The 26,344-nt window shown below is 47.3% G+C and carries 19 protein-coding genes; 1 reads left to right on the top strand and 18 read right to left on the bottom strand.

Annotated features, from left to right (window positions below; translation table 11 throughout):
• Positions 1–5: 5 nt before the first annotated feature.
• The 8 genes from V6669_RS08395 to V6669_RS08360 form a co-directional block, all read right to left on the bottom strand.
• Positions 6–905: a sugar ABC transporter permease gene (locus V6669_RS08395; RefSeq protein ID WP_338592760.1), complete on the bottom strand. Its 900-nt coding sequence runs from the start codon at positions 903–905 to the stop codon at positions 6–8.
• The gene (locus tag V6669_RS08390) at positions 902–3,487 is read right to left on the bottom strand and encodes a DUF5696 domain-containing protein (protein ID WP_338592758.1); all 2,586 of its coding nucleotides are present in this window, start codon (positions 3,485–3,487) and stop codon (positions 902–904) included. The genes V6669_RS08395 and V6669_RS08390 overlap by 4 nt, the downstream gene beginning before the upstream one ends.
• Positions 3,488–3,501: 14 nt before the next feature.
• Positions 3,502–4,122 (bottom strand): YIP1 family protein, encoded by a 621-nt coding sequence (locus V6669_RS08385; protein ID WP_133384080.1) that lies wholly within the window; start codon positions 4,120–4,122, stop codon positions 3,502–3,504.
• Positions 4,103–5,569: an NHL repeat-containing protein gene (locus V6669_RS08380; protein WP_338592750.1), complete on the bottom strand. Its 1,467-nt coding sequence runs from the start codon at positions 5,567–5,569 to the stop codon at positions 4,103–4,105. The genes V6669_RS08385 and V6669_RS08380 overlap by 20 nt, the downstream gene beginning before the upstream one ends.
• An 11-nt stretch (positions 5,570–5,580) precedes the next feature.
• Positions 5,581–6,444 carry a carbohydrate ABC transporter permease gene (locus V6669_RS08375; RefSeq protein WP_310333736.1) on the bottom strand — a complete coding sequence of 288 codons (864 nt, stop codon included), beginning with the start codon at positions 6,442–6,444 and terminating at the stop codon, positions 5,581–5,583.
• Positions 6,445–6,446: 2 nt separating this feature from the next.
• On the bottom strand, positions 6,447–7,358 hold the full coding sequence (locus V6669_RS08370) for a sugar ABC transporter permease (protein WP_047842211.1): 912 nt from the start codon (positions 7,356–7,358) through the stop codon (positions 6,447–6,449).
• Positions 7,359–7,433: 75 nt separating this feature from the next.
• Positions 7,434–10,361, bottom strand: a complete 2,928-nt coding sequence (locus V6669_RS08365; RefSeq protein ID WP_338592741.1) for an extracellular solute-binding protein — start codon at positions 10,359–10,361, stop codon at positions 7,434–7,436.
• A 125-nt stretch (positions 10,362–10,486) separates the two neighbouring features.
• Positions 10,487–11,869, bottom strand: a complete 1,383-nt coding sequence (locus V6669_RS08360; RefSeq protein WP_338592739.1) for an extracellular solute-binding protein — start codon at positions 11,867–11,869, stop codon at positions 10,487–10,489.
• Between the two features lie 525 nt (positions 11,870–12,394).
• Between V6669_RS08360 and V6669_RS08355 the strand changes: the two genes are divergently transcribed.
• Complete coding sequence (locus V6669_RS08355) at positions 12,395–13,435, top strand: LacI family DNA-binding transcriptional regulator (RefSeq protein WP_338592737.1); 1,041 nt, start codon at positions 12,395–12,397, stop codon at positions 13,433–13,435.
• A 148-nt stretch (positions 13,436–13,583) separates the two neighbouring features.
• Here the strand turns inward: V6669_RS08355 and V6669_RS08350 are convergent, their stop codons facing one another.
• The 10 genes from V6669_RS08350 to V6669_RS08305 all read right to left on the bottom strand — a co-directional run bounded on the left by V6669_RS08350 (position 13,584) and on the right by V6669_RS08305 (position 26,313).
• Positions 13,584–14,762: a DUF4272 domain-containing protein gene (locus tag V6669_RS08350; protein WP_338592735.1), complete on the bottom strand. Its 1,179-nt coding sequence runs from the start codon at positions 14,760–14,762 to the stop codon at positions 13,584–13,586.
• A 249-nt stretch (positions 14,763–15,011) separates the two neighbouring features.
• The gene (locus tag V6669_RS08345; RefSeq protein ID WP_338592733.1) at positions 15,012–16,232 is read right to left on the bottom strand and encodes an RtcB family protein; all 1,221 of its coding nucleotides are present in this window, start codon (positions 16,230–16,232) and stop codon (positions 15,012–15,014) included.
• 177 nt (positions 16,233–16,409) lie between these two features.
• Positions 16,410–16,832 (bottom strand): hypothetical protein, encoded by a 423-nt coding sequence (locus V6669_RS08340; protein WP_338592731.1) that lies wholly within the window; start codon positions 16,830–16,832, stop codon positions 16,410–16,412.
• A gap of 108 nt (positions 16,833–16,940) precedes the next feature.
• Complete coding sequence (locus V6669_RS08335; protein WP_338592729.1) at positions 16,941–17,375, bottom strand: GNAT family N-acetyltransferase; 435 nt, start codon at positions 17,373–17,375, stop codon at positions 16,941–16,943.
• Positions 17,376–17,414: 39 nt separating this feature from the next.
• On the bottom strand, positions 17,415–17,840 hold the full coding sequence (locus V6669_RS08330) for a GNAT family N-acetyltransferase (RefSeq protein ID WP_338592726.1): 426 nt from the start codon (positions 17,838–17,840) through the stop codon (positions 17,415–17,417).
• Between the two features lie 21 nt (positions 17,841–17,861).
• Positions 17,862–18,344, bottom strand: coding sequence for a GNAT family N-acetyltransferase (locus V6669_RS08325; protein ID WP_338592724.1), 483 nt, complete (start codon positions 18,342–18,344; stop codon positions 17,862–17,864).
• A gap of 178 nt (positions 18,345–18,522) precedes the next feature.
• Positions 18,523–20,595, bottom strand: a complete 2,073-nt coding sequence (locus V6669_RS08320) for an S-layer homology domain-containing protein (RefSeq protein ID WP_338592722.1) — start codon at positions 20,593–20,595, stop codon at positions 18,523–18,525.
• Positions 20,596–20,730: 135 nt separating this feature from the next.
• Complete coding sequence (locus V6669_RS08315) at positions 20,731–23,400, bottom strand: LuxR C-terminal-related transcriptional regulator (RefSeq protein WP_338592720.1); 2,670 nt, start codon at positions 23,398–23,400, stop codon at positions 20,731–20,733.
• Between the two features lie 235 nt (positions 23,401–23,635).
• On the bottom strand, positions 23,636–25,561 hold the full coding sequence (locus V6669_RS08310) for an ABC transporter permease (RefSeq protein ID WP_338592718.1): 1,926 nt from the start codon (positions 25,559–25,561) through the stop codon (positions 23,636–23,638).
• On the bottom strand, positions 25,558–26,313 hold the full coding sequence (locus V6669_RS08305) for an ABC transporter ATP-binding protein (protein WP_338592716.1): 756 nt from the start codon (positions 26,311–26,313) through the stop codon (positions 25,558–25,560). Before V6669_RS08305 ends, V6669_RS08310 begins: the two co-directional genes overlap by 4 nt.
• Positions 26,314–26,344 lie beyond the last annotated feature (31 nt).

Raw genomic sequence — 26,344 nt, 5'->3', positions numbered from 1 at the left:
AACCATCAGTTGTAGTGAACCCGCCGTGACAATACCCAGCCCACTACGATCAGTACAAGGCCAATCACAAGTGTGTACAGCCAGGACATCGCCGAGCTTAAGCCAAAGTTCTGGGTTTTGAATGCAGTTTGGTAGATAGCCTGTGTGACTGGACTCCCGGCAAATGAATCAATGATCGTATAGATGACATTTGTCAGAATCAACGGACTGACCATGGGAAATGTAATTTTCCAGAATGATTCATAAGCTGTCGCCCCTTCGATCTTCGCAACCTCATACATCGATCCCGGTACCGATTGCAACGCAGCGAGGAAGATCAGAATCTGGACGCCAGAGCTGCTAATAATCTCATAGATCCGCATGATGGCTTCTACAATGTAATCCACATAGGCCATCGGCAATCCCACATCCGCCAGCATCCGTACAATGGACACCACATTGAACGAAGCACCGCCATCGGCTGATGCATCCACCGCACTTGCATCCCCCATCAGATTGATTAATCCCGCAGACTCAGCTGCTGCAACTGCACTGGAAGCCAGAATAACCGGCAGGAAAAAGATCGCACGTGCCATCGTTCTGCCTCTGAACTTCTGGTTAAGCAGTGTCGCCGTGAACAGACTGAAGAACAGAATCATCGGCACGTTAAGTACCATCCCTCCAACCGAATCGACCAGAATTCGGTTGAATGTAGCATCAACCAGAAGCGCATCCTTGAAATTTTTAAATCCGACATAGTCCAGAACGTACCCGCCCGGAGCAACAGACAGATTACTCAGACTGAATCGAATCGATTGCAGGAGCGGTGTGGCAAAGAGGAAGATGAAGCCGACCAGCCACGGGGAAATAAATGCAAGTCCAAGCAGCGCTCTCCGTGACTTCAGCGATAATCGAATGGTTCTCATCGGTTCGCTCCTCCCACCACATAGTCCGTCCCGCCAACTGTTGTTCCATCCACGGTAACTGCATCCGCATTGTAATTCACAAGGATGGATGTACCGCCAGTATAGGTGATCCGGACCACGCCATCCTGGATGCGTTCATGCTTCAGGATCTGCTCATTCTCCAGTTCTCCCAGCACTTCATTGGCCTGCTTATACAGGGCAACAGCGTCATCCACCCAATAGCTGTACTCCGTTGCGTATGCCGAATCATAATTCGTCAGCTTCAGCCTGGATGATGGTTCATAGGTCCATTGAAAAAATGGAGCTGCCCCAAGCTCCAGGCTGCGCAGCAATTGTTTGCGGAGATCCTGATCCCCTGACGTATTCATCGGAGATGCCGCATAGTTCATGTATCCATGAATGACCATCCCATAAAAAGGAACTTCTTCATCGGTAATATTGAACCGACTCGATCCTGCGGGCACATTCACAACATGTTGTGCACTACCCCAAGCGTAGCTATTTGCGGCAGATATCATCAGGTTCGGATAGGACTGTTCCAACTTGCCAAGTTGCTCCTTCACAATGTTTTTCGCCGTCTCCCGATGAATCACCCGACTATCCCGGTAATCGGAAGTCAGGACCTGCCCGAGATCACGAAGGGATAATCCGCCGAGGTCCAGTTGATTGAATTTGTCAGCAAACTCACTCACTACATAAGGAAGCTTGGCCGCTGAGAGCAAATAATAGCTGTCCCTACTCTGATCCATGCGATTAAGTGCAGGATTGTACGGATACAATTCTGCTGTCTCCTTTGTTACAAACCGCGCTGCATCCGAGGAAGGAGCAAAGCGCATATCATCGTGATAAATGTGCTGGAAAGCCACATCCGGGAACAGAGCTCCACCCGACTGCTCCAGCTTGGTGGACAACGCCTGCAGTTCGGAACGACTGCCCAATTCACTGTCCAACTTCACCTGGGTTGGCGTATGATGACTGATGCCACCGCCGAACCATCCTTGATAGCGCATTTGAACGCGGTTCACACCTTCCTGCTGTAACTTTGCCGCCATTTCGGTGGCCTGTTCGTACGTCGTCATGGCTAAAGTCGTCCGATACGGCACGCTTAGGAACGAAGCCTTTTTGTCTACTGCACCAAGCACATCTACATAGAATGGCAACTCTGTCTGTTCTGCGAGCGGCTTCAGTACACCCTGCTCTATTAATTGCTGTTGATAGAGGCGGGCCATACCCGAGTAATTGGCATCTTCTCCATGAAGGAAATGATAACGGACCTGAATATCTCCACGGTAAGGCTCTTCGCTAAGCAGCTGGATCTCCTGCATTTTCTGCGAGGTGTACATCTCCAGCTCATCCTCCCCGCGCAGGGAGAAGGTCGCGTGTACATGGTTGTAACTATTCTGTCTGCCTCCAATATCCGCGGAGATACTGGCAATGCCATCCCCTTTTTCAATGACTGCAAACCAGGCATTTCCCCCGTTCTTCAGACCAAACACAGGCATATACGCGGATTCACTAACCTGAGGACGACTGAGCGAATTATCATTTGGGTCTGTGCCATATACGCGCTGTACATACTGCTCTTCCTGGGTTTTTCCGTTGTTCAGATGGATCAGGCTGCCTGAACCGTCGGGCACGAGCATATAACCCTTACCCTTCGTATCCGCCGCACCAAAATAAGCGAGCAAATCAATATTCCGAATGCGATACTGCCCACTTTCTTCTATTTGGCTCAGAGGCACGGTCACAACAAGCGCCCCCTGCTCCAGTCGGTATTCCACTGAAATGACAAAGCTGGGCTTATCTGATACAGCTCCGCCTTCGACTCCATTCTCCTGATTGTCAAAAGCCAGATCGTCCGCCGTGTAACCCGCCGTCTCAAAGGCTCCCAGCATCTTGTTCAGCACAAGTTGCTTCGAAATCTGTCCATCCAGCCGTTCCAGAATATCCGGATTGTTCTTGGTTGGATAATATCGGGCAGATGTGTACCTTGCGACAGTAACATCTAGCTTGGAAAGCACTTTCTCCTCCAGACGCTGTTTGCTGATCAACTTCGGTAGTGCATCAATACCAAGTGATGTATCACCAAGTGTATAGTTCACCCGAATCCCTTGATCGATCTGACCCACTGTGAATTGTTTGTTGCTTATACTCGAACTGAAATTTGGAAAGTTCTCCAGTGTGCCCATCGAATCCCGGAAAGACACGTTCAACTGGGAGGACAGCACATCTTTTTCATATGCGGAAGCAAGACCATCCTCAGCCCGTTCTTTCGGATTGCTGTACCAGATCTCTCCACTTTTCCCGTCCCGTACTGCAATTTCCGTTGTCTCCTCGTTATAGTACAGGGCCAACCCCTGATCCTCGGCGACCAGCTGCATACCAGGTACACCCTGCGAAGAGTCGCTAAGGAACTGCAACGGGTCCTCCGTGACGGGCATGGCCTGGGTTGTTGTCTCCAAATAAGCCGCGGCTTCTACGGCAGGAATTCCCCTGTTGTTTATATACAGCAGCCCGGCTGCAATCATGATTACAGCTGCACCACCAGCCAGCACCGTATATAATCGTTGCCTTTTGTTCACGGATGCCGCCTCCTTTAGGTCCGAAAAATCAACTCGCGGTAAATGTTATAACCGAATTCGTACAGCTGTTGCAACATGCTGAAGACCAGCGCGCCAAGGAATACAATAATGCCCATCACAATGAGTGTCAGCACCATCGTAATGATCGTTCTAATCACCGTGTACTGGTGTACCGTCATCATGCCAATGAACAGAAGCAACACAAACCAGAAAAACGCGATGCTATTGAACAGATAATAAAAAGCAGTTTCCTCCTGTACCATAAAACGGCTGATCACGATCATTGGGGCATAGATCAGAATAACCGGAATAAGCGAGTAACCTGTCGCCAGAACGATTTCCCTGAACTTGCCTTCCCCTTCCATCAAGGTTGTTACTGCCCAGTTGGCCATGCACCATAGAAAGAAAGGTACGGCAACCGTGGCGATCTCGATGATGCTGTTAATTGTACGAGGATCGATGTAATTAACGAGGAATCCTGCGTACTGCTTTTGCAAAATCATCATAACAATAGTAAGCGCCAGTGCTGCAAAAGCAACAAGAAGCCGTCCCCGGTTATCCGACTTGAGGTCCCAGAATGCATCAATGGGGTGAAAAATGAGATGCAGCGGAAACTTAATGAAATCCTGCTTCACGATCAACCTGCCTCCTCCGTCTCCATTTAACCGCCACCCGGGTCAGGATCAGAATGACAATCAGCGCGATTGCAGCGGTCAGGAATGTACCAAAATGTTCCTTTATCATCTCCCGCCGATGCCTCTTGAACGCCACAGAATAACTCTTGCGATCCATTCCAAGTTCGAAGTAACTTAGCGCTTCCTCGTTTTTCTTCTCCATTAATAAGGACTTGCCGATACCGATATAAGCGATGTCATAGTTGGCATTCAGCTTCAGCACTTCTCTCCATATATTTACGGCCTCCGTGTCCTCGCCCCGATAGTGGAGTGCCACCGCTTCATTCACACGGGCACCAAAACGGGTTGGCTCATAGACGACAAGGTTGTTCTTGCCCCGATCCAGAACCAAGTGATGCTCACCCGATTGTTCAATCGCGACAGGTGTTTTGAGCGTGCCCACCTGATTTCCTTTGCCACCGTATATGTAGAGCAGATGACCTTCATCGTCATACGTGAACACCCTGTTCTGTGTCGCATCCAATACACTGTACATGCCGTTACCCAGCACTTTCACATCAATCAGTTTGGAGGGACCCGGATTGTTGCGGAACCGGATATCGCCTTTGACGTCGTAATAACCAAACCGCTTCAGTACATCTTCGCCAGACGGGTTAAGGCGTTTGATCGGTTCATTTGAGCCAGGATCAATATTCGTTGCATACACGAATCCTTTGTGGTCGATATCCGCATTGGAGAACTCCGTCGGGACAAACAGGACCATCTGTGCGCGCTGAGCTTTGGTTGATAACATGCGCCAGATATATTCGCCGTAGTCCCGCTCCACTTTGTTCGTACCGACATATCCGATAAATTTCCCACTCTCGTCAAACTGCATAATCCCTTCGTAGACCCCCTGTGCCACAACGTAAACTCGGCCTACATGGTCCACCGTCAGTTTCAAGGGCTGGAACTGGAATTGGGTCGACAGGATATCCGACTCAGGCTTCGTGATGGTTTGTATCAGCGTCCCCTCTCCATCAAGGACAACCACACGACTGTTTCCTGTATCGGCGACATATATGCGTTCTTCTTCATCTACAAACAATCCACCTGGAAGGTTAAAGGTCTCCTTGCTACCATCCATCATGAATCCATCGATGACGCGCAGCAGCTTAAAGCTTGGGTCCAATACAACAATTCGATTGTTGCCGCTATCCAAAATATAGATCAACCCGGAGGGTGAAACGTTCACATCACCGGGGTCTTTGAACTCACTAATGCCGAGGTCACGGCCTGATAGAGTACGCTCGGGCAGATAGGCATCCGGTGAAGGTACAGCCTCTTTCCAGTAGTTGTAGTTATAACTCTCATACGGCGCCGGGGAGGCCGCCGCAGGCACGGCATTCACCAGCAGCAGAGATACTGCCGCCAGGAGAACAAGCCATCTTTTCACTGTGCGTGCCATATCGTTCCCCCTTAATCCTTCATGCCCGAACTCGCCATCGTCTCAATGATTCGGCTCTGAGAGAAAATAAATAGCGTGATCGGCACACTCATCAAAATCAGTGCTACCGCAGCACCCGCTCCTGCCCGGGATATTCCGCCCTGAATAATCTGACCTGCAGCATAATGCAGGGTCTTGAGCTGCTCGCTGTAGATGTATCCATTGCCATCACTGCCCCATAACATCTGGAACAGCAGGATGATTAATGTAAGCCACGCGGGCTTCACATTAGGCATAACAATGGACCAGAAGATCCGGTATTCACTGGCACCATCAATCTTGGCTGCTTCCAGCAGTGCATCCGGGATCTGCTCCATAAACTGTTTCATCAGATACAACCCGAGTGAATAGGCAAATGCCGGAATGATAACAGCCCAGTACGTGTCAATCCATCCGAGCCAAGACATGATCATATAGTTCGGAATGGCCGTCACCGCAGGTGTGAACATCAGTGACAGTACAACCACTTGGAACATGAATACTTTGCCCGGGAACTTATGCTTGGCAAGCGGGTACGCCGCTGCGGAAGCCAGCAGTACATGGCCTACGATACCGATGCCTGTAATAAATGCCGTGTTGAATATATAACGTGAGAACGGCACCCACGAGTCACTCAGCAGATTCAGCAGATCTGTAAAGTTGCTGAACGTCGGATTTTTGACAAACAGCGTTGGTGGAAAGGTGAAAATCTCATCCAATGGTTTGAATGCATTGTTGATCGCATAGATCAGCGGCAGCACCATGAAGGCACCAAATACGAGCAGAAGGGCAAACAGGGAGAGGCTTCCCGATAGCGAGCGATTCACCCGCTTTTTGCCTGTCGCAATTGCAGCCATAGCTATTCTCCCACCCTTCGAAGCAGTTTCTGTACCAGCAAGTTGGTCCCCACCATAATCATGAACAGCACGGTGGCAATCGCCGATGCGTATCCCATCTCAAATCGCGTTGTACCAAAGTCGATCAAGTGGGTGACCACCGTCTCTGCCGCATAGTTCACGCTTGGGAACCCGGCCAGTGCGATCGACACATCGGCCACGGCAAACGAGGTTGTGAGCTGAATGACTGCACCGAACATGAGCTGCGGACGCATCGAAGGCAAGGTAATGTACCATAACTCCTGCCAGCGATTTTTAATGCCATCCACCGCTCCCGCTTCGTACAATGTCCGGTCCACCGTCTGCAAACCGGCGATAAACGCCAGAAATCCAGTTCCGAGACTCAGCCATAGCTGCACGAGAATGAGAATAGGCATAATGTAGGCTTCCGTCTTCAGCCATTGGATTGGCTCCAGCAGAAAACCCCATTTGATCAACAGCCCATTGGCAATACCATAACGATCTCCCGAAAAAATCATCAGCCAGATAAAATACACATTGCCCGAGATGGAGGGCGCGTAGAAGATCAGCGTCATGAACGCTCTCCATTTCGGTGTTAACTCATTAATGATCCACGCGAAGACAAAACAGGCAATATAACTGATCGGTCCGGTAATAATGGCAAACAGCAGCGTATTCTTGATTGCAATCAGGAATACATCATCCTCCAGAAACAGACGAGTATAGTTCTGCCAGCCAATAAAACGTGGAAATTCCAGCATGTTAAAGTAGGTGAAGCTGAGTATAATCGAGATGACAACCGGAATCACGGTAAACATGAGGAACAGGAGCATATAAGGTGCAAGCAGAACATAGGAATGTTTGCTGGCCTTCATTTCCTGGAGCTTCCAGCTCCACCACGATTTCATGCCCATCCTTGACGCTTTCTCAGGAGGACTGTTTTGTCCGTCTCGGAGTGATATTTGTGGCACGATTAACCCTCCCTCTGCTTACGGAAGACCAAATTCATTACGTTTGACTCGAATCTCGTCCTGAATATATTGGGTATAATCCATGATGGATTCCCTGGCTTCCACTTGGCCAACAACGGTTTTGTAAAATGCATTGAACAGATGGCGGCCTGTAAAATAACCACCGGGTACTTCAGGAATGCCCTTCACCGTTTCGAATTGTGCCTTGAGATTGGCGTAATCCTCCGCAGGCCACGGCAGGGAATCCAGCGCCTGGATGTTGGCCGTTGGATACCTGGCAGCGGCACCCATCAGTCCTTCCATCTCCCGTCCAAATTCAGCCTGAATCGGTGTACTGGTCCACCACTTCATGAACTCCCACGCCGCATCCTGATCCTTGGCACCCTCCAGCATCATGACTGCGCTGCCTCCACCCGGTACGTCCCGATTCAAGGTTCCATCCGCCTGAACGGTTCCCGGGACAGGAACGAAGCCCCATAGTCCCCGAATCTCCGGTGCAAATACGGACAACTGGTTGTACATGGTGTAATCCGTTAGTCCAATAGGCATCTGTCCTGTCCGGAAACGGTTGGCAAAATCATATTCCCGCTCCAGCTTGTAATCGGTATAGAATTCTGTCCACTGCTTGAACGTCTCGATTCCAATCCGGGAATCCAGATCCGACTCCTTGTCATCGTTTCGATAGAAAGCGCCTCCGTTCTGAAGCAGCATCGTGGCATACTGTGAGTTCGGCGGAATATTGACACCCTGCATATTCGCCTGGGTCACAATCGGCATACCGAATTCCATATGATTTTTGCTCAGAATCGCGAGTAGAGCCTCGACATCCTCCCAGTTCTGAGGCACTTCAAGTCCGAGTTCTTCGAGCACGTCTTTACGATAAAACAGCATGTTAAAGGTCTGTGTTTCCGGCAGGGCATATACACCTGAATCATAGGCATACGGCACGATCGCGCTTTCCCTGAACTCCTGTTCCACGGTGCTATAATCACTGAATTGCGTAAGATCTACAGCCGAGTTCCGCATCGCAAAATTCACCGGCAGATCATTGCCGATCTGCATGGCAACATCGGGTCCTTCACCGGACAACGTCGCTGGCAGCAAGGTTCCCATGTTGACCAGCTTCAGATTCACGTTAATGCCACTGTCTGGTGTGAAGGTCTTGTCAATCATCGCTTTCATCGTATTTGCCTGGTCACGTCCACTACCAATCCAGACGGTTACCGTCCGCTGATCTTCCGATGTGGCTACATTGCCAATCTGATTATAATCAATAAAGAACGAATGATAGAATATCTTCGCTTCATGACCAAGCTTGGCAAGTGGCCCCATACCTGTTCCGGGAATATCTTGGTCAATCGAAGTGACGTACAGTGCGTCAATCTCCAGGGGCTGTTCTCGTGCCTGTTGCACCCATGTGCCGAGACCGCCTGTGTTGGTTTTATAAGCCGCAAGCCGTCTTGGAATGGTATCTGGCTTGTCAATCATCTCGTCCAGTTGAAGCGCCATCGTCTTAATCAAGGCTTCCTGATCGCTGGACTGCCCGGATAGAAGACGAAGCTGTACGGCCACGTCTTTGAGTCGTTTACTTTCCCCGCTGAACACTTCCAACAGGTTCGGGATCTGCTTTTCCACCCGGTAATCCCGGAATTCATCAGGCTTGGTACCTGTAATCATCAGAATGCGTCGGTACATGGAGTTCAAGTTGTACAGACTGTCCTCCACATTGCGGATAAGCGGCGCGAAGTCACCCAGGCTGTTCTCCAGCCGCAGTACATGTTTTCCTTTGTCCAATTGAAATTTGTATGCTTCCTTGCCGCCCATGACGTCAATACGATAGTCACTCTGGTAACGGAAAGGTGCTTTGGCCATCTCTGCAAACGGAACTTCACCGTCGATGGTCAGTTTACGTGTAGAATAGATGCCTTTGACAAAATTCTGCTGTGCGGTAAAACCGATATGATACAGTCCACTCTCCGGTACATCCACTTCCCATTCAATCCATTGTCCTGGCAGACGCCAGCTAAAGCCGCCAATCGTATTGATGCGTACCTGGGAAGCGCTATAAGGAGATACAGCAGAACTTGACCTTTCGCTCGTCGGGTATAACGTAGGTGAAGATTTGGCAACAGCGGCTTCTCCTTCAATGCGAATAAGTACATCCTTCGGCTGTCCAGAAGAATCCGACTGTTGTGCACCCGCAGTCTCCGCGTAAGGGACCGCTGTCTTCTCATTGAAAAGACGAATGGACCGAATCACCATGGGTTCACGCGATGATTTTAGCGTTAGCGTGTGTTCACCTTTTTCCAAATAAAACTTGAATGGAACCTGTTCGTATCCGTCTGAGTCCTGAAACGTTTCTTCCATCCAGCGAGGTTTCTCCACTTGTCTCGGGCGTAGGTCATTGCCTTGATTGTCCTGCTCCACAACATCTTTCTCATTCGCCCATACCCGGTCAAACTGCAAATAGGCGGCTTCCGCAAAAGGAAGTTCACCATCAATGTATAATGCACGCTCAATGGCCGAACTCTTGCCTTCAACGGGAAAATAAATCGCGGACAGGTTATACAGCCCGGTCTCCGGCACGTTAATGGTCCAATCGACTTGTCCTGTCTCTCCGGTATGGAGAGATACACCATTCATTCCCTCATAATTCGTCAGTGTGCGGACGTCTTCACCTTCGGCTCTTATGTAATCTCCTGCTTCAATGGTGATGTCCACACTCGGCTGTGAAGCCTGCCCTGTTCCCGAGCGATACTGTTCGTATCCCTTCTTCTGCCGGGTCTGCTGCAAAATCGCATCCACTTCAATCGCAGGCAGACTGTCAGGTGGAACGTCTGCACTCTTCCCATCAGCGCCGGAAGTTACATATAGAATGATGCAAGCTGCCGCCACGATGATCACTGTGGACAATATCCATGTTTTACGTTGTAGAATTCCAGCCATCCTACGAGTCCTCCTCATCAAGGCTGATGCCAGCAATGCCGATTTGGTGGTTCAGGAAAAAGGGACTCCGTGCAACATTGCCGACACGAGCCCCTGCCTGAATCGTTTGCTTGTGATAAGTGTTGTTATTGTTTGCCGAGTTTATCAATGGCAGCTTGTGCCTGTGCTTTGTATTTCTCGGCTGTTGCTGTCACGGAAGCATTGTTTTTGATAATATCGTTCACATAATCCCCGAAAGGGTATCCCGTGTAGGCATCATCCAGCAAGATGCGGCCCGTTCCAGCGATGTGCTCGCGAATGATGGCGATATCCTTCTCGTCGGTATAACGACTTTCCAGATAATCCTGACCTGGATACTCTTCAATCTGCGGGATGTCGAAGGTCTCTTCATAGATTTGGTAGACGATCTTTGGATCTTCCACACCTTTTGGAATGAACTTCGCCGATGCCGCGTTGTTTGCATACGTTACCTCTTTGCTACCCTGTGGCCCGTTCGGAATCGGCACAACGCCGACAGCAAAGGTGAGATCGCCCAACTGCCATTCAGCAGCAGTGAACAGAGCTACATCTCCATCTTTGAACGTATTGCTTTCCTCCCAATTGGTTTTGTCGCCGGTTTTGACCTTCACGACATTCTCCACGTTATACAGGCGTTTGACGAATTCGGCAGCTTCAATCGTTTTCGGATCAGACAATCCTTCTTTGCTATTGGTATCATCCACGATCGTGCCACCATTGGCTGCGGTAAAATGGCGAACGACATCAAGGGCCCAGCCAGAAAATCCGTATACATCAGTTTTGCCGTCGTTATTGGTATCTTTGGTTGCCTGTTTGGCAAGTTCCATGAATTTGTCCCAATCCCATTTGCCTTGGTTATACAGTTCTTGAGGATCAGGCAAAGATAATTTTTTGAACAAGTCACGGTTATAGTGAAGTCCCAGACCAATGCTGGTTGGCGAGTCGAAGGCGTATTCGTTGCCTGCAATGGCAGGAAATTTTGCAATCAGATTAGCCTCTTGGTTGATGTTATTCTCAGGTGTAGTGAATTCGGAGATGGGCAATAGTTGCCCTTTGAGGATGGCGGGTAGTGCGGATTTGTACTCCATCTGAACGATGTCGGCGAACGGTTCGCCAGCCAGTGCAGACGTTGTGAATTTGTTCATGTATTCTTCAAAAGGTACGTTAACAAACTCCAGTTTCACGTTGTATTTCTTCTCGACCTCTGCAATTTTATCGAGCCTGGCCTTATCGGAGGCCGTCTCTCCCGCCGGCTTCAAGTCCCACCAGGCCGCGACCTTGATGACACGTCCACCCAGATCAGGCACATTAACCACAGCTTCTTCCGCTCCGCCCTCTTTCTCTGTCTCAGCGACTTCGGTGCTGTTACCTGAGTTCGTTGTTCCCTCTGCTTCGGTCCCCGTCTGCGCTGTCCCCCCACCATTGCAAGCGGATACAAAAAGCATCACGGCCAATAACATCAGAGGTAGAACATTCCATCTTCTGATCATGATTTTAACAACCTCCCCGAATGTGTATACCAATCATGGTTCACCCTAAATCATTAACCCCATTCACCAACCAATCGAAAATGAACGACCACCACCATTTGTTATTTTCTTGTTTGTTTTTGACAAACAAAATTTAACACAGCCAAATGTAAGCGTCAACATTTTTGTTGTTAACATTTTCTAATTATTCTGATAAAATGCTGATAAAACTGTTATATCCCTGTGTTACAACTTATTCAATACCTTCAATCCTAAGTACACACTTATTACAACCCTGACTATATTTTTTTATTTTGTTATTTTTATATAATAACAAAATAATAATTTAACAGACAAAATTCGTCATTCTATCTGAAAATGGCGCTTACTGTCACGTTGAACGTTTATCCTAAAATACTGTGCTTCACTAACATTTTGAATTCTCTGTCCGTTATTAGATTAAGAGAAATACATCATGTTATACTAGGAACAGTTGGATATCGCTCCAAATAAGGAATACGGCAGAACTACGAGTGTAAGGATGGTATGATGAAGACAAAGGTAACAATTCAGGAGATTGCACATTTTACGGGTTTGTCGAAATTCGCGGTGTCACGAGCCTTGTCTGGAAAATCGGGAGTTAGCGATCAAACGAGGGATGTCATTCTCAAGGCCGCTGGCAAGCTTGGATATTTCAAAGATAACAGCATGTTGTCTGGTGAACTGTATAACAACAATGAATCTCAGGAACCAAAGAACACACGTTCAAGCGGAACGATCTTGATTTTGTTTCCCAATGTTCGGTACCAAAATCAAGACTCCGTATACTGGGGACCCGTCTTTAACGGGATCTCTTCCAAACTGAACCAAAAAGGGATTAATATTCTGACCTTGACGGAACCCTCAGCAGACCAGCTATTTACCCTGCTCAACCCGGATGCCATTCGTGGAATCATTACCGTTGGCTCGATCTCGACCCCGATTCTGCTTGAAATCAAGCGTCTCAGTATTCCGGTTGTGATGGTCGATCACCTGGACCCTGTTTTTCACAGTGACAGCATATTCACCGATAACTTTGCATCCATGCGCGAGATCATGCTCTATTTGCTCCGCAAGGGCTTCAAAACCTTCCAGTTTGTTGGCAATATCGGGGACGCTCATAGCTTCTATGAACGCTGGATTGCGTATACTTCTGTGCTTATGGGCAATGGGATGGAAATACATCAGATTCCAGAGCTGAGTAATCAGGCATTGGATGAGTTCCGCCAGACGTTCACTTCGGTGATTAATGAGGATAACCTGCCTGAAGTGTTTGTATGTGCGAATGATTTCTATGGTTTATACACCATAGAAGCCCTTGAAAGTATGGGTATTCGTGTACCCGATCAGTGTGTTGTCACGGGATTTGATAATCTATACGACAATATCCCATTACTGGCTACAGTCAATGTGAACAAGGAATTGCTCGGTGCACGTGCAGTGGATCAGATGTTATGGCGCATTGCGAATCCAGAGAGTAACGTCGAGAAAAAGTTGATTCTTGCTGACGTCGTTATTCGTGAACAGTTCGGCAGGCATAGTGGATAAAAGCATATATGGATAAAGCTTATGTCCACACAGAACAGCACGCCAAACACCCCTTTAACCGTATTCGTGCGGCTATAGGGGTATTTTGATTGTTGTATGTTGTGTAATGTTTATTGTTTATTACATTAGGCCATAACATCATCCAGCTCTACGTGTCTGTACGCACATCATCCCACGCCTGATCCAGATAACAGATCAACCAGTTCAATGCACGGTGACGTTCATAAGCCACTCCACCATTCAGTCCAGCGGGAGGTGTTTTGTCATTCACACGACTATCGACACACACCCAGTTATAACGGTAGATCAGATCTGCTTCATCCAGAATCTCGCTCTTGTTACGCAGAGATGCATCGGAGAGAAAGTCGGTAAAGCTATCCTTCTGTTGCAAATAACCGACATCCTTCCCTACGTTACACAACTCCGTTGGTGCACCCAGTTCCTTCACATAACCAAGCGCCCACAACATCACGTGGTACGCTTCATATCCCCAGGAAAAGGAGATGATCTCCTGCTGCTCTGCTCCGTGCTGGTCGATAAACCTCTTCTCTACGGGTGAGAAAAAGGATTCAGCCTCATACTTGTCGATCACTTCCTGAACTAGAGTTGCGGTATCGTCCGCACTTTCGCCTGCTCCCAGACACTCACCCTTAAGCGCGGCAAGACATAGGGCAACCGCACGGCGCGCAACTTCCTCTTTACTCCGAATCGTGGTGTGCTCATCTCCGGCCCTTGCAGGTAAGTTTGCATTATACGGAATGCCTTGTTCAGTCAACAATTGCTCTGAGCGCGCTTTACGTTGAATACCAGACTCCGACTGGGGTCTGTTACCGTCAAGGAAACTGGTGTGCGCTGTCACCGTGTAATCCTCTACCTCAGATTCTCCATTCACATCCAGCAATAGCTGGCCTTGTGCATTCAGCAGAGATCCACCTCCCCAGAAGATAACAGCATCCAGCGCATCAGCCAATCGCAATAACTCGCCGAAGAATTCTTCCGAGATATCCTCTTCCGTCTCAATACCAATCACCATATTCAGTGTAGAACATTTGATCAATACCTTTTCCTGAAGCGAAGCATTGCGCCCCTCAATCTGACTCAAAAATCCAAGCATTCCCTGAATCATTGTCGTAAATTCCTCAGGATGTGTCTGGCTGGTCATGATATTGAAGCCTTTGGTTTTTTTACTGAACCATTTCTTCTGAGTCACTTGAATATGAGTCTTGTCTTCCCGGCGTTTAATCGTCCCCTCAGGATAAATGGATTGAATCACTTCAAACAGCTGATCCAGGTCAAACTGAGAACTATATATCGCACAATTTCTCATGAAGCTCACCCTCTCTCTATATATAGTTCAACTAATGAATATTTACACTGGCACTCCGATGGCAGAATAACTTTCCGATCGCTGTTATCCCCAGATTTTTTTATTACTTTTTTTTGAAAGGGGAAATCCAGTGATAGCGTATGCTTCCGATGTAGCTTTCTTTAGAAAGCTTTTAGGCGAACGCTCCGCTTCTTCAAGTCATTTCTGCCCTCTCCGTTATCGTGTAAATGTTCAGTTGAACATATATGACTAATCCTTATATGGATCGAATTCATTACCTCCGGCCATGGCGACACCAACGGGACGCAGCACATGGTTGATTTTCAGCGTATTCGCATGCGCATTCAGTACGTCTTGCAGTTTCTTATACACAAACGGACTTTCGTCTGTGCCCGCTCCCCGCAGCTCGACACCATAGGCACGAATCGCCTCATGCATCTGTGCTTCGCTAATCTCGCCGCCCATACGTGTGCGCAACTTGTAATTCATTTTGCCAGCCGCCTGGGTTCGGCTCATCGTGCGCCCTGCCCCATGTACGGTGCTGCGGAATGACTCGGTATTCTCCTCGCTGTGGATTCCTTCCACGATTACCGAGATATCCCCCATACTGCCTCCGACAAAACCGAGTTGCCCGGGCGCCAGTGGTGTTGCACCTTTGCGGACCACAACTACCTCTTCACCCATGTGTTGTTCTTTCCAGGCAAAATTGTGATGATTGTGAACGGCGTATTCAGCACTTGCCCCAAGAATTCCAAGCACCTGTTCAATGACATAATCACGTCCTGCATAGGCGTATCTACCCGCCAGAGTCATTCCATCCCAATACATATCACCCATTTCGCTGTTCAAGTCAAACAACGTAGGCGGTTGATCCATGGATTCGCCCGGCGCTTTGCCACTGAACTGACGCCCTGCGGCCAGGTTAAGGAACCCACTCGCCACTTTGTGACCGAACCCGCGGCTGCCAAAATGATTTGCGATCCATACCTTTCCCGTTGCCTCTTCTACAAAAATATCCACGAAATGATTACCACTGCCTACGGTTCCAAGTTGGTTGCGTGCGAGTGTCTTCAGCTTATGTTGTAATCCCGGCTCAATGGTATCAAACAGCTTCCAGCTCGCGTCGTTGAACAGTTCATGATCCACGGGTGTTGGATTGTTACGACCCACACCGAAAGATATGGTCGAATTGATGTCATCCATAATCGTTATAATCTGATCCCGAATATCATCCCACATCAGATTTGTGCGCACAGCCTTGTTGCCACAGGCGATATCATATCCGACACCTGACGGACTGATCATATTCCGATAAGCGACAACACCACCGATGGGTTGCGAGTAACCTTTGTGATGGTCGGCCATCAGAGCCACACCCAATACATCTCCATATTGCGAGCAAGTCACCGCCTGACTTACGGCGTTCTCCAGCGGCTCCCCCCAGACTTTAATGTTATCTACGATACGCATGATTGTGTTAACCTCCTATGTATTATTTTGAATATTTCATCTTAAATTTCTATCTGTTGTTTTCCTTAGTTTAACAAAGATCAGCGTGGCTCGAAACGTTCTCTTCCTTTAGATCACCAATTATCTACGCATTAAAAAAAGAGAGCCAGGCTCCCTTTTCTCACAGTTGGTTCCTATTCACTTCTTGCTAATCTTAAACTTGAACGCCCAAGTCGCTGTGTTACCAGAATATCGACCTCTGTTCTCGGTCACCACCACGGAAAGTGTCTTGTTGGTTGATTTGGAGAACGAAGACAGTTTGACGTTGGTGCTTTTACTCCCGTAATCGGGAATTTTGTCCTGTTCTTCGGCGATGGCCTCCAGTTTCAACGTACCTGTGGACTTCAGATTTAAGGTGACCGATGAACCCTCTTCCAGATCTTTGCCGTTCACACTTGCTCCGATGGCCCACTCATTACCGACAGAGTTATTCTCGACAAGCTCTGCGCTCACCAACGTCACCGTTACCTTAACCGTTTTGGCGGCAGCATAGGAGGTTGGGGAACATACGGCGAATACCAGGCTCAGAATCATGAAAACATTAGCCCATTTTTTGAGCACGAGAGTGCCTCCCTCTTATTCGTTTCTTTTGTTAAGACTCTGCCTTATTCGCCATGTTCCTTAAGTAATCCTTCCACTTGTGTAAGAAATTTTCATCCGCTTGGTTATTTAGAAATGCTTCCGGTAACCCTGAACCTTCTCATCCTTGAAACCTAACTTCTCATAAAATATATGTGCTTCCTTACGCTGATCGCCAGACACCAGAATCATGTAATCACAACCCAGATCTTTTGCAATCCGCTCAATCTGCAGCATTAATCTCTGCCCAATGCCCTGCCTGCGTACCTGATCCGATACAATCACATTTTCCACAACCATGAACGGTTTGCATGGCCCCACCAGATCCATACACTCAACCCCCATAACGGACCCAACCAGTTTGCCATTGTAAAATGCTCCAAGCACATGATAATGACCATTCTGCTGTATGTAATGAAACATCTTTTTCATCTGCTGTTCATTGGTAGACATTCCCATCAACTCATGGTATAGCTGGCTTAGTGCCGGTAAATCTTCAAGTTCGATTCCTTTAATGGTAACCATGATAACCCTCCTGATTTTGCCTATTTCGCACGCTTTGTCTTACATGAGGTCCTTTTTAAAATAATAATGACTGTGTCCAGTCGGTGCATTCTCGATCGTTGTGATTAATTGGTAGCCATGTTTCTTGTAAAATTCCGGTGCTTGATAGGAGGAAGTATTCAACATGACAAAATCACAAGATTTCTCTCGCGCAATTCGCTCAACTTCAAGCAACAACTGGGAACCATATCCCCGATGCCGTTGTTCAGAATCCACCCAAAGAATATCAATCTCCAGCCAGTTCCAGCAAAGTGTACTAAGCACACCTGCAACAATCTCGCCGGTCTCATTTTTGATATTGAAATTCAGTTCTTCGTACCGATGCCTTAATTCCTCGCTCACATGGGTCGCATTGTATGCGACTAATTGCTGGCGAACGTACTCTGAATCCTCTGAAGTACTTGGATTGATATTTATTTGGGACATCCTCTTCTCCCCTTTTCTTTATTACTTCGTAGTGAATATCTGAATAGGACCTTCCCAGTCAGGCTCTCTAACCTCTTGGTATTTATGATCGGTATAGCGCGCAATGACCTTACGCCAGAAAATCTGAGCAGGCTCATTTGTCTCCATCTCCGCTACTTTCCATGTTCCGGGAAAAAGATTGAACACATGAATGGCGGCTTGCGCGCCCACTCCCAGCTTTCTGTATTTTTTCATTACAAAAAATTCCGCCATTTGATATATCCTTGTTCCCTGTTCAGTTTCAATTTCACGAACCAGTGCAAATCCCGCCAATTGTCCTTCTACCCGAAACAAAAAAGGATGTCTACCTGCTTCTGTCCAATAATGATCCAGATACACATACTCATATAACCCGTTTTCGTTAACATCTTCCGGGTCATATTCACTAAAATCATATTTGTACAATTCCATCAGATTCCGCAAAGTTGATTTATGTTGGTACTCCGCTCGATGAATCGATAACATGGGATTATTTCCTTCTTTCCAGTTGATCAACATTGGACGCCGTTACTCGCAACAGCTTCCGTTTATTGCATATTTTAACATAAATTTATCCCATACAATATAAAAAAAACGCACCTTCCATAGAGGAAGGCACGTTGATGTAACTTGCATTAGTTCACATATGCTGTTTTAAAATACGCTACTCTATTTCTCTCAGATCCACGTACACGTGACCTACACCAACTCTGCCCAGAGGGTCCGTAGCCTTCACCTCAATCCGAATAGTCTCACTACTCGTCCCCAGTGCAGTAACGTATAGTTTCTGTCCAACCATTCTGACATCTGCCAATTGTGGATCAGGAGAGTCAGCCAGTAGGATTAGGGTCGACCTGGCGTCATCTTCATCCTCAAACATAAAGGACAGGTCGATCTCAATCTCATCTCCATGAACATAAGCGGTATTACCCGCAGGTGCCTCCACCAGTACAGGGGGAGCATCATCAAAATCGTACATGTCCAAACGTTGCAGCAACGTCTGGTGTAGAGCGAAATCAGGCTCTTCTCTCAGGGGTAGGGCATTGTTACTCACATCCAAGTATTGCAGATCAGACAGCCCAACAACTCCAATTGGTAGATGAACAAGCTCATTACTGTTCAGATGTAGTTCTTGCAAGGAGTCTATTCCACTCACATCCAATAAAGGAAGTCGATTATTCGCGAGATTCAGATACTCCAGCTGGTCCAATCCTGTCACATTAATTTGCGTCAGTTCATTACCGGATAAATCAAGCCAATTCAAACGATCGAATCCAGAGGCATCCGCTTTGCTTATGGCGTTTCCGGACAGATCAATTTCGGTTACATTTAATCCTTTGAATATCTCGACTCCTGTCAGATCGGAAATACCCGCATTTCTCGCATACAATCCTCCATTGGTCTGAATGAGAGCTTCCACCAATTCATCTTTGGTCAGTGGATCATCCACATTCTTTTGCAACCAATAAGCAATCGCTCCAGCTAAATGTGGATCAGGAAATTGGCGACTTATCGTATTGGGCTGTACCTTAACCTTGAGTTGTGCCGTGATACTGGCGCCCTGGACATCAACTGCTTTGATCGTCAGCATTGTTTCTCCAGCAGCCTGTGGAACAAGTCGAATCACTTTTTCTACCACAGTGGAGGAAACAATGGTTTCCTCTCCCGCTATGACACTGAATTGCAATTCATCACCATCTGGATCACTAAAATACGTCGAGACGTTCAAGTTCAATCCGGCATGATCTAGTGTAAGTTCCTGATCAGGCAAACCGCCACTAATAATCAGTGGCGCCCTGTTCCCCGTACCTGGATTGGACGGAGTGGAAGGATTCGTCGGAGTAGTTGGCGTAGATCCACCTCCTCCACCGGTGCTGCCATTTCCATTCCCTGCTGTCACCCCGGAATTACCGTTTGCGTTTCCTGTACCGTTCCCTGCGTTATTGCCGCCTGAAGTTGTACCCTGCACCTCAGTTACCTTTCCTGGCTCATCAGGTTTGGATTCCGAATTGGTACCCCCTTGACTCACAGCTTCATCAAGCGCTTGAATCACTTCAGTTGCGCGTAATGCGATCACGGCCATTTCCTGCCTGGAAGTAGAACGCTTCGGCGCAAAGTTTCCATTGTCCCCTTTCAAGATTCCCAACTCAACAGCCTGTTGTACACTTGGCAAAGCCCAGGCACTGATGTCGGAAGTATCCTTAAATGACAACTCTTTGGTCAAGTTTAATGTTTCATCATATCCTTTAGCCTTCAGAGCCCGAATAATCGTCGTTGCCAGTTCTTCCCTTGTTACCAGACCAGCTGGACGAAACGTTCTATCCGGATAACCATTCATAATTCCAGCCAATTGAAGTGCATGAATATAGGATCCATACTCAGCATTACGATCCAGATCCCTGAATAACAGATCTGGAAGCTGAACCGACGACGGCACGTTCATCTCCAACAGTTGAGCCAGCGTGTACGCAAGGTCCCCTCTTGTTAACGTTGCGCTCGGGTTGAAATTCCCTGCTTCGTCCGCCAGAATCATCTGTTGCTCGGCAGCCCTTTCAATGGCTTGTTTGGCCCACGGCGCTGCCTGCTGCAAGTCACGAATGCTTAATGCATCGGTCGCTGCATGTACTGTCCCGGGCACAGTAATGACGGATAAAGACAGAAGGGCTGCCAAATAAGGCGAGACCTTACGGATCTTGTTTTTCGAATGAACTTTTCGTTTGGATATTCGTGTTGACATCTCTTAACGTTACCTCCCACGTGAACATAACTCTGGTGTCAGCAAAGACTCGTCAGCGTTATTTGATTATCTTCATTGTAGGAGAGACCTTAGCTTGAAAACAGTCTACAAAAGAGTAGACACTGTTTCACAAAATTATAATAATCCCCGCTGCTCCGCGATTTGTACAGCATGAGTACGACTACTCGCACCCAGCTTTGCAAACACCCGGCGAATGTGTGTATTAACAGTTCCGGGAGAGATGCCAAACTCGGCAGCAATCTGTTTGCTGGTCAGGCCCTCAGCGATGTGACCGAATATTTTTTGCTCCATCGGGCTGAGTCCCACTTCCTTCGAATCAAGTTTCGCTTCCCCTATAGAGGAACGGCTTCGTCCCCGTTTGTCTTTAGCGAATGCTGATATTAACTGCTTCACATAAGCCATTTTTACACCATGATCCTGTATCTCTTTCGTACGGCACAGATACAGATATTGTTGCAGCAACTGCTTCATCTGCTCACCCTCAGCAACAAATGAACGGATATACCCTTCGGGTCCTCCCAGTACCAGAGCACGGGATAACGTCACAACACTGGCATCTGTGAGTCCCTGCTTTTGCAGCATGATTGACTCTAGCAGAGCACACTCTACCTGTTCAGCAAGCAAGTCCCGTTCTTCAGCCTGTTTACGGAGTCGTCTCAGTTCCTCTCGTGCATGATCATAGTGCTCAAGGATGAGCATCGCACGTATGCGAATCATAGAAAGGAAAATCTGATCACAACTAATCTCAGTAGCCACATCTCCTTCGTTTGCAGGCTTAGCCAGAATGGTTTGGGCCGATGCCACCGGACTCATTTCAATTAAAATTCGGTATTGATGTGCTTCCAATGCTGGCTGCCAGTACTCCATATCCTTCACAGATAATAATCCTGATACCTGCTGAAGCAGTTTCAAGCCTTCTTCATATCGACCCAGTGTAAGTTCAAGTCTGACTTTGAGTACATAAGCTGGAACGAGCAACGCAGCCACCTTGATCTGCAAAGCCACTTCAAGCGCTCTGTCCGCATAACTGATCGCTTCTGCAATTCGATCCTGTTCCATTAAAATCTCACCATATCCAACACCATAGTAGGACGTTACATAGGCATGTTCAGCATACCAACGTTCCGTAATCGCTCCGAAGCAAGCTTCCCCACGCCTCAAGTAGCCATTAACGCCATGGAAGCTGCGCAGGCGCATGCTCTCTCTCCGATCATAGTCCATATACTGAAAGGCAATATCATCAGGATATCCCTGATCGATATAGGACACCAAATAATGAGCCAGCCCATCCAAATCTCTGTTCAAATAGGCCATGTATGCTCGCATCACACATATAACTTGCAACAAATAACCGATGATCTCAGGTTCCAGCTGCCCTTGAAGATGCACCCGGATCACGTGTTCCAGTTCATCAAGCTGCTTTACCATCTGTCCATAAGGCATTTCACGTGCAACAAGGAACAGGTAAGACATATATAATTTGGGACGTGATTTCACGATCTCCAGTGGAACAACATCAAAGTATCGCCGGAGCGTCCACCACTCTCCCATAATAAAATGGGCAAACAACTCTTCCAGCAGTCTCGATGCATCCTGCATGTGTTGTCCGAGAATATAATGATCCAGCGCTTCTGCCGGATATCCTTGCTGTTCATACCAAAGTGCAGCAAGAGCATGTAATTCATTTACTTGTTCTGTACCACAACGATCCAGCTCACGCTTTAGAAATGCAGAGAACAAATGATGATAACGATACCAGTGCGCTTCCCGATCAAGTGGAACAAGAAAAAGATGTTCCTTCTCCAGTTGCCTTAATAATTGTGGAGCTTCCTGCATATCACTTAATACCTGACATAAACTGCTGTTCATTCTTCTCGTGATCGCTGTCCGGAGCAGAAATTGCTGCATTTCCGGTGACTGACGCTGGAATACCTCTTCTAGCAGGTAATCCGAAATCGTCCTCTCGCCAGTTGCTCCGTGATCTTCAAGAGACAGAGGTGACGATATCGAATTCATAGGGCTGACCAACGCGTTTCCGCCCCATGCATGAGATAAAGCGAGCAGCTTCAATCCGGCAGCCCAACCCTCCGTCTGCTGTACCCAACCACGCGCATCTCCCCCGGCAATATCCAATTGCATGATCTCTTGGCAAAATTCAATGCCCTCTTCTGGCGTAAATGCCAGTTCCTGAAGCGTAAATTGCTTCAATTCACCTCTCAGACGCAGCTTTTCAAGCTTGAATGGAGGATATGTTCGACTAGACAGGACTAGATGAATGGATAGGGGAAGATTTTCAATAAAGTATTGCATCTGTTCATGAATCTCCGGCTGGGTTACTGCATGATAGTCATCCAGAATGAGCAACGTATGTTGATTGGTCTGGGCAACGCGGTTCAGCAATAATATCAATGCCGACCTGGGGTCTATCGGGTACCGTTGCAAAAAATGTGGCAGTACATCTCCGCAGAGTTCCTTACTCACTCGATCCAGTGCATGAATAATGTAGAGCCAAAACTGAAGTGGGTCCTGATCTTTATCATCCAGGCAGACACAGGCTGCTTGAACAGCTTCACTTCTTACCCAGCTGCCTAACAGTGTTGATTTCCCTGAACCTGCCGGGGCGGTCAACAAAGTGACTTTGGATTGGAACAATTCTTTGCGTTGCAAACTTAGCCGTGGACGGTCCATTGTATCTGCTGGCAAGGGTGGAAGTTCCAGTTTGGTTGTTAAAATCATAAATTGAAGCCAGTCTCCGTGGAGACCAGCGGTATGTTCCTGTTGCATGAGATCCTCCTGAATCAGCACCATGGTGCACTTTTTTCCGATTCATTATATGTACATTCAGATACTCTAAGTATACAAGGAACCTCGGTTATGCCCCACATATTTCTGAACAGAAACAACGACAAATAAGCCCTGCACGTTGAATGCAGGGCAACACTCGAAATGTGAAGCCATAATACGATGACTTTTCCTATCTTCTTCTTTCTAACAACTTATAGTCCAGCACATCCCAATTCTACAAAGCTTCCTTAATTACCCGTTTATAGTACCACACAGACAACAGACCAAAAATCGAATATAACAATGTATAGACAATCATAACAATGACCGTAGGTGTCGCCAGCTCCGTACCAAAGAAGAACCAACCTGATTTCACGGCAAAGTAACTATGACTCAATCCCACCACAAGCGGAATACCAAAGTTAAACAACTGCTTGATCTGAATTCCACGCAACAGATTGCCTTGCGTAAAGCCGAGTTTTCGCAGAATGGTATAATTCCCCTTCTCCTCTTCGCTCTCGTTCATTTGTTTAAAGTACAGGATACATCCCGATGTGATCAAGAACGTCAACCCCAGGAACCCAACAATAAACATAATCAGTCCCATATTATTACGTTGGTTATTTCTGAACTCAATCTGGGAGAAGCTCGGTGCTTCCAACTGCAACTCCTTATATACGGCATATGCCTCTTCAGCCTGCCCCTCGTTCAGAATACGTACACCATAGTAATCAGCCCACTCGGATTTTTGCAGCTTGGGATTGAGATCCTGCCGCAGCTGCTGGTATACCGTCTCATCTACCACCGCTACAGGCGTGCCCCCAGTATAATACGTGGGAAGAATTCCAAGTTTGGTTGTTCCGATCAGTTGTTGTGCCAGCGTATGTTTCAACCCGCTCAAGACGATTGGACCTTTCTCCTGAATGGAAATTAACTGCTGAAGGGCATTTCCATATCCCATGAAGACCACTTCACCCGCTTGCAAATCAATGTTATCTACCATGTTGTCACTCAACACACTACTGAACAGGTACTGTTCCGTCATGGACTCATCCATCACTTCGTGAGCATCAATTTCAATATAAATAGGCTCTCTGTGCTTCTCTTCATATGGTATCTGTTTGTGTTTCAACTCGGCTACAAAGCGATCTTTCACATTTACCTGAGCAAAAGAGAAATCCTCCGGCAAGCTTTCCTTCGCCTGAGCCTCTGCCGAATAATACGAAATGTAACTGAGTGACAGCATGCCAATAGCAAGTGCCGACACGGTTGTAATAATCGTGAGAAGCAATGCATTGGATTTCATGCGGAACATGATTGAAGATAACGATAACACCTCATGAATGGATAGGTAGCCGTTTTTGCTTTTGCGAACCAGATTAAAAATAAAACTTACCGAACCCTTATAGAACAGGTATGTCCCCAGTATGACCGAGAACAGAATCAGGATCATCGTATACATCAACTGCTGCATATCCATTGCCTCACCGCTGAACAGCCGTGCAGACATGTAGTATCCATACACAATCAGAGCAATACCCAAGACGCCAATAATCATCTGTCCGACAGACATCTTCTGCACCTGCTGCTCCGTAGTCGCCGACACCCGAAAGAGCGAGAGAATACTCTGTCTCTTGATAAAAGTGTAGTTCATCAGCATGATAAGCAAATACATTATCGTAAAAACAATCACCGTTTGCATCAGTGCCATCGGAGAGAAATACAATTTCGTAATCGCATCCACACCGAGAATTTTGAACAATATCATCAATACCAGCTTGGACGCAAGAAACCCAATTAACACACCAATAGCCATGGAGCCAAAATAAAGAATACTGTTCTCCGCACTCAAAATACCAAAAATTCTGCCTTTCGTCAGCCCGATCAATTGAAATAATCCAATTTCTTTGCTACGCCGCTTGATAAAGATCGTATTGGCATAGAGCAAAAAGATGCCGACAATGACGATTAACAGTACCGAAGACGCGCCTATAGCCGCCGCACCTTTCGTTGAAGCAGCCACCTCATCCATGGAAGGATCATACTGTAACGTCACAAAGGAAAAATACAGAGCCACACTGAACACAAGCGCAAATACATAGAGATAATAATTCTTAAGATTTTTCCTTAGATTGCGGATGATGATATAATTCAAGCTCATTGCTGTACACCACCCAATACGCCTTGGGTTTTGATAATATCGTTGAAGAACGATTGCCGGGACTCGTCTCCTTTATTCAGCTGGGTGTAGATCTGACCGTCTCGAATGAAGATCACTCTGCTACAATAACTTGCGGCAACCGGATCATGGGTAACCATAATGATGGTCGCCTTTCGTGCGCTGTTCATATCACTTAACTTGCCGAGCAGATCCGAAGCGGACTTGGAATCCAACGCTCCTGTCGGCTCATCCGCAAAAATGATACTTGGATCGTGGACAAATGCCCGTGCTGCGGACGTTCGCTGTTTCTGCCCACCCGAAATCTCAGATGGATACTTATCTTTTAATTCGTAGATTCCCAGTTCACGGGCAATCTGTTCAAACTTCCGGTGTGCCTCCTGCTTTGGAATGCTCGTAATCGAGAGCGGTAATAATACATTTTCCTTCACCGTAAGGGTATCCAGCAGATTGTATTCCTGAAAAATAAAGCCCAGATGATGTTTGCGGAACTCAGCCAGCTGTTTCTCCTTCATTCCGGTGAATTCCTTGCCCTCAATATCAATCGTGCCCTGACTCACCCGATCAATGGAGGAAAGTACATTAAGCAGCGTCGTTTTACCCGAACCCGAAGGCCCCATAATACCAACAAACTCTCCCTTACTTACCCCAAGATCAATCCCCTTCAGCACTTCCTGTTTATTCAGTTTATTCCCATAGACTTTATGAATTTTTTTGGCTTCCAGTATCCACATATCCCACTCACTCCTCTTAGATCTTCTGCAA

The sequence above is a fragment of the Paenibacillus sp. Y5S-9 genome, from assembly GCF_036894235.1.
Taxonomy (GTDB): domain Bacteria; phylum Bacillota; class Bacilli; order Paenibacillales; family Paenibacillaceae; genus Paenibacillus.
Note: the sequence above shows the minus strand (reverse complement) of the source record. Positions and strands in the feature narration are given on the sequence as shown.